We start from the raw sequence: 4591 nt of genomic DNA on the forward strand, positions 1-4591 counted from the left end.
GCCAGGGTGTCTGCGCAGCTGCCAAGAATTCGCGCCATGGCGTCGTGCTCAGCCTGCGTGACCCAAAGCTTGTAGGTGGCCTTGACCGAAATTTGCCGCGCAACGTACTCGCAGCGGTAGGACTTGTTCGGGGGTAGCCACGTGGCCGCGTCGCCGTCGCCCTTCTTTTGGTTGGTGGGCCCGTCCACAGCCAGCAGGTTCAGCGGATCGTTGGCGAACGCCGTGCGCTGCTGGAGGGAGAGCTGCTGGGCGCCCTTCTGCCAGGCATCGCTGAGCGCCACCACGTGGTCAATCTGCACCCGGGCGCTTTGGGGCCCCCGCACAAAGTCGATGGTCGTGGCCGTGTAGGGGTCCGCCAGCACGCCGGTCAGCACCACGCAGTCCCGGGTGCCGGGCTTGAACGTCTTGGCCGTGAGGTCCCTGTTCAGCATGTCATTGCGCGTGTCGCAGCCGTTCCTGTCCAGATCCGCCCAGGCCTGGCCAAACTCGGACCGGCTGTACCCCGTCTTGGGCGCCCGTCCCTTGATGGGCAGCCCGGCCAGGACGTCCAGGGCCTTGGCCGCGAAGGCCGGCTGGGCATTGCCTGCCAGCTTGGCCCCGCCGGCGTCGGGGACGGTGTCGCCATCCACCGGGGCGGTGTCATCCGCGGTCGGTGTGGGTGTGGGCTCAGGCGTGGGCTCCGCCGTCGTCGGGGATGGGCTGCTTTCCACGCTCTGAGCGGACGACGGCGGTGCCGCCACGGGTGCCGGTGCGCCGCCGCACGCCGTGGCAACGACCAGGACGGACGCCAGCACGGACCCCCTGATGAGGTCGGCGAAGCCGAATGTGCCAAGGGTGCGGGGTGTGGCCGGGTGGTGCTTGGACAAGGGGCAGCGCTCTTTCCGGGGGAAGGTGGGTATCCCTCCAGCATAGCCCGGGGTTACTGCTTCCCGTCCTCCGATTTCCGCGAGCGTTCCAGGTACGGCTTGGCCTGTTCCAGGCCCGACTCGAGGGCGTGCACCGTCCCGTCCATGTTCTTCGCGGCCGCAGCCCGGAAGGCGTCAATGGCGTCCATGGTGGCATAGACGTTGTCAAAGGCCTTTTGCAGTGTTTCCACGCTGACGCCGGAGCTGGCCGCCTGCTGGTGGATGCGCACCGTCTGGTCCTTGAGCATCTGGGAGGTCTGCAGGATCATGTTGTTCGTGGTGGTGTTGACGGCGTCGATCTGGTCAAGCACCATCTTTTGGTTGGCGAGGGCCTCCGCCACAATCACGGCCGTGCGTAGGGCGGAAATGGTGGTGGTGCGCGCCCGGTCCACGCCCTTGATCAGCTCAAGGTTGTTCTTGCGCACTAGGTCCATGGCCAGGTAGCCCTGGACGGAGACGGCCAGCTGGGTCAGTATGTCCTGGTGCCGCTGGCGGATCGGGAACAGCACGTCCGCCTCCAGGGCCTGGGCCTGCTCCTCCTGCCCGGAAGCGCGCAGCTGGGCGATCTTTTGGGCGCAGGCATCATCCAGCGCCTTGGCGTAAACGGCCGTTTCGCTGAGGACCTGCATGGTTTCCCACAGCGCCACCTTTTCATGGGCCAGATCCGAATTGTCCGACCGCAGCTCATTCTGGCCTGCCATCAGCGACTTGATGATGGCGTCCAGCTGGCCCTGGGCGGACTCGTAGCGCTGGAAGTACTTGGCCAGCTTGTTGCCTCGGGGGATCATGCCCAGGATCTTCCGGCCCGTGCCCAGGTCGGCATTGTTCGGAGTCAGCCCCTGGACGGTCACGCGGAGCTCGTTGAGGGTTTGGGCCACGTGTGCCTGGGCGCTGCTGCCGTTGCGCTTGGTGTTCGCGACCGACGTGGTGGACCGTTCCAGCATGCGGCTGGAGGAATCGGCGGACGACTTCATGGCGGGCGCGGCAAGGGCGGACAGCCCCTCCACCCTGCGGCTGAATTCCGGGCTGCGGGCATCAAGGGCCGCGATGCCGGAAATGAACTCCCTGGCCTTGGCCGTGATGTCGGCCTGCCGTTCCGCCGGCACCGGGATCATGCCCGGGGCCTGTGCCGGCGTCACAATCTCCGGCGCGTCAGGCGGGGTCAGGACCAGGGCGTCATCGGGTTCCGGGGGAGGTGTCAGCGGCGATGTCATGTACGTGTACCAGTTTCCTTGAGCTCAAAAAGGTTTCCAAAGAGGCTGTCCCTTGCCATGTTGCTCCACCTTGGGCCATTTGTCTCCACCGAATCGCCCGTTGCGGCCAATCGGTACGAAGAATGCGCCAGCCTGGGATTGGCGGACTCCTGCAACCGTAGACTTGCGGTCATGACCATCCATGCCACCCTGCCCAAGGCCGAACTCCACCTGCACATCGAAGGAACCCTGGAGCCGGAACTGATCCTTGAACTGGCCGCCCGCAACAACATCACGCTGCCGCACCCCACACTGGCCGAATTGCGTGCCCAGTACGAGTTCACCGACCTGCAATCCTTCCTGGACCTGTACTACGCCAACATGGCCGTGCTCATCACCGAGGCCGACTTTGCCGACATGACCCGCGCCTACCTCCGCCGCGCGCAGGCCGCGGGGGTGCGGCACGCGGAAATCATGTTTGACCCCCAGGCGCACCTTGGGCGCGGCATTCCACTCACGACGGCGGTGGGCGGCATAGAGTCCGCGCTCGCCGGCAGCGAGGCGGAGTTTGGCATCACCACCGGGCTCATCGCGGCGTTCCTTCGGGACGAAACCGAGGAATCGGCGCTCGCCGTCCTGGACGAACTGCTGGCTGCGGAGGCGCCCATCATCGGGATCGGGCTGGACTCGGCGGAGGTGGGCAATCCGCCGTCGAAGTTCATCCGGCTGTTCCGGCGGGCACGGGAGGCCGGACTCCGCCTGGTGGCTCACGCGGGGGAGGAGGGCGATGCCAGTTACGTGTCGGACGCCCTGGACCTGCTCGGCGCGGAGCGGATTGACCACGGCATCCGGGCCATCGAGGACGCTGCGCTGGTCAAGCGGCTGGCGGCGGACCAGGTGCCGTTGACGGTCTGCCCGCTGTCCAATGTGCGGCTGCGCGCCGTGGACACGCTGGCCGCGCACCCGCTGCCGCAGATGCTTTCTTCCGGGTTGAACGTGTGCGTCAATTCGGATGATCCGGCCTACTTTGGCGGCTACGTGGAGCAGAACTTTGCCTCGCTGGTGGCGGAGTTCGGCTTCGGCACGGACATCCTGGAGCGTTTGGCGGGCAATTCCATCCGTTCATCCTTTGCCGCGGACGCTCGAAAAGCCGAACTGCTGGCCGAACTGGACGGCTGGCGCGCGGCGCAGGGGAGCTGACCGGCGCCGAGATAGCGGATCCGCGCCGAAAGCTGCACGAATTTGTGTCGGATTTCGGCGCGGATCCGCTATCTCGGCGGGGAGAGGGACGGGGTGGGGCGGCTAACCTCGGGCGAAGAGCTGTTCCGCGGCGTGGGTCACGGGAACCGCCTGCTCCGCCAGCAGCACCAGGCCCAGCCCAAACATGATGATGCCGCTGGAGAGGGTGATGGCGCGGGCGCCGCCCGGGCGGGAACGCAGCAACTTTCGTGAGCCGGCGGCCACCAGCGTGTAGATGACGGCCGTGGAGGCAACAAACGTGAGCCCGAGGACCGCCGACTGCACGGGAATGGGGAAGGGCGCGCCCGGCCGGATGAACTGCGGGGTCAGGGCCACAAAGAACAGCAGGCCCTTCGGGTTGATGGCGCTGGTCCCCACACCCTGCAGGTAGGCGCGGCGGCGCGCCCCGGACGCCGGGGCATTCTCAACCTCCGGCCCGGCACTGCTGAACCCGGCGCTGCGCCATGACTTCGCCGTCGCCATCCCGAGCCACAGCAGGTACAGCGCCCCGGCCACAGTCAGCCAGGCCAGCAGGCCGGGGTTGGCGGCCATGAGGGCCGCGATGCCCGCGGCCAGCAGCACCGTGTGAAGCACGTAGCCGCTGCAGAGCCCGGCGACGGCGGGGACGAAGCTGCGCCGGCCCAGCCCCGCGGCGATGGTGAAGGCCCAGTCGGGCCCGGGTGTGCACGTCAAGGCAACGGCGATGATGAGGAAGCCGATAAGTGCCTGCGGGTCCATGGTGTTCCTGCCGTCAAAGAAGTTGGTGGTGACAGCAAGTTTAGGTAATTTGGGCGCAGAAGTGCTTACCAATTTAGGCCCGGAAGCACGCAGATACGATAGGATTTTGCTGTGATTGACGAACTTGACAGAGAAATTTTGCGCAGGCTTCAAGATGACGGGCGCATGAGTGCCACGGCACTGGCCGCCGAGGTGGGCCTGACGGTGGCGCCGTGCCACCGGCGGTTGAAGGACCTGGAGCGTTCCGGGGCCATCAGCGGCTACCGCGCCGTGGTGGACCCGGCCTCGGTGGGGCTCGGGTTTGAGGCGCTGGTATTCGTCACCCTGGCCAAGGTGGACCGGGCCACGATGGACCAGTTTGAGGCCCGGGTGACAGCCAGCGCGCACATCACTTCGGCCCAGCGGCTGTTTGGCGACCCCGACTACATCCTGAAGGTCATGGCCGAGGACCTGCCGGCCTACCAGCGGTTCTTTGATGACGAGCTGACCAACCTGCCGGGCGTGCAGCGGGTCAGC

General features: G+C 66.7%; 5 protein-coding genes. 2 read left to right on the forward strand and 3 right to left on the reverse strand.

Annotation, left to right across the window (positions count from 1 at the left end; all coding sequences use genetic code 11):
* Together LPN03_RS20400 and LPN03_RS20405 are read right to left on the reverse strand one after the other, a co-directional pair.
* Window positions 1-806, reverse strand: an 806-nt coding sequence (locus tag LPN03_RS20400; protein WP_410468629.1) for an HNH endonuclease family protein, incomplete at its 3' end; no start/stop codon positions are given.
* A gap of 113 nt (window positions 807-919) precedes the next feature.
* Window positions 920-2119, reverse strand: a complete 1200-nt coding sequence (locus tag LPN03_RS20405; protein WP_262455713.1) for a toxic anion resistance protein — start codon at window positions 2117-2119, stop codon at window positions 920-922.
* 171 nt (window positions 2120-2290) lie between these two features.
* On the opposite strand from LPN03_RS20405, the gene LPN03_RS20410 reads away from it, so the two are divergent.
* Entirely contained in the window at window positions 2291-3298 is a 1008-nt protein-coding gene (locus LPN03_RS20410) for an adenosine deaminase (protein ID WP_165183673.1), read from the forward strand.
* A gap of 102 nt (window positions 3299-3400) precedes the next feature.
* Here the strand turns inward: LPN03_RS20410 and LPN03_RS20415 are convergent, their stop codons facing one another.
* A complete protein-coding gene (locus tag LPN03_RS20415; RefSeq protein ID WP_262455715.1) occupies window positions 3401-4075 on the reverse strand; it encodes a LysE family translocator in 675 nt (224 codons plus the stop codon).
* A gap of 111 nt (window positions 4076-4186) precedes the next feature.
* On the opposite strand from LPN03_RS20415, the gene LPN03_RS20420 reads away from it, so the two are divergent.
* Window positions 4187-4591 (forward strand): Lrp/AsnC family transcriptional regulator (locus LPN03_RS20420; RefSeq protein ID WP_262455716.1); only part of this gene is annotated, 405 nt, incomplete at its 3' end.

Origin of the sequence: Arthrobacter sp. A2-55, from assembly GCF_025548615.1 — a bacterium.
In the GTDB taxonomy this organism is placed as follows: Bacteria; Actinomycetota; Actinomycetes; order Actinomycetales; family Micrococcaceae; genus Specibacter; species Specibacter silviterrae.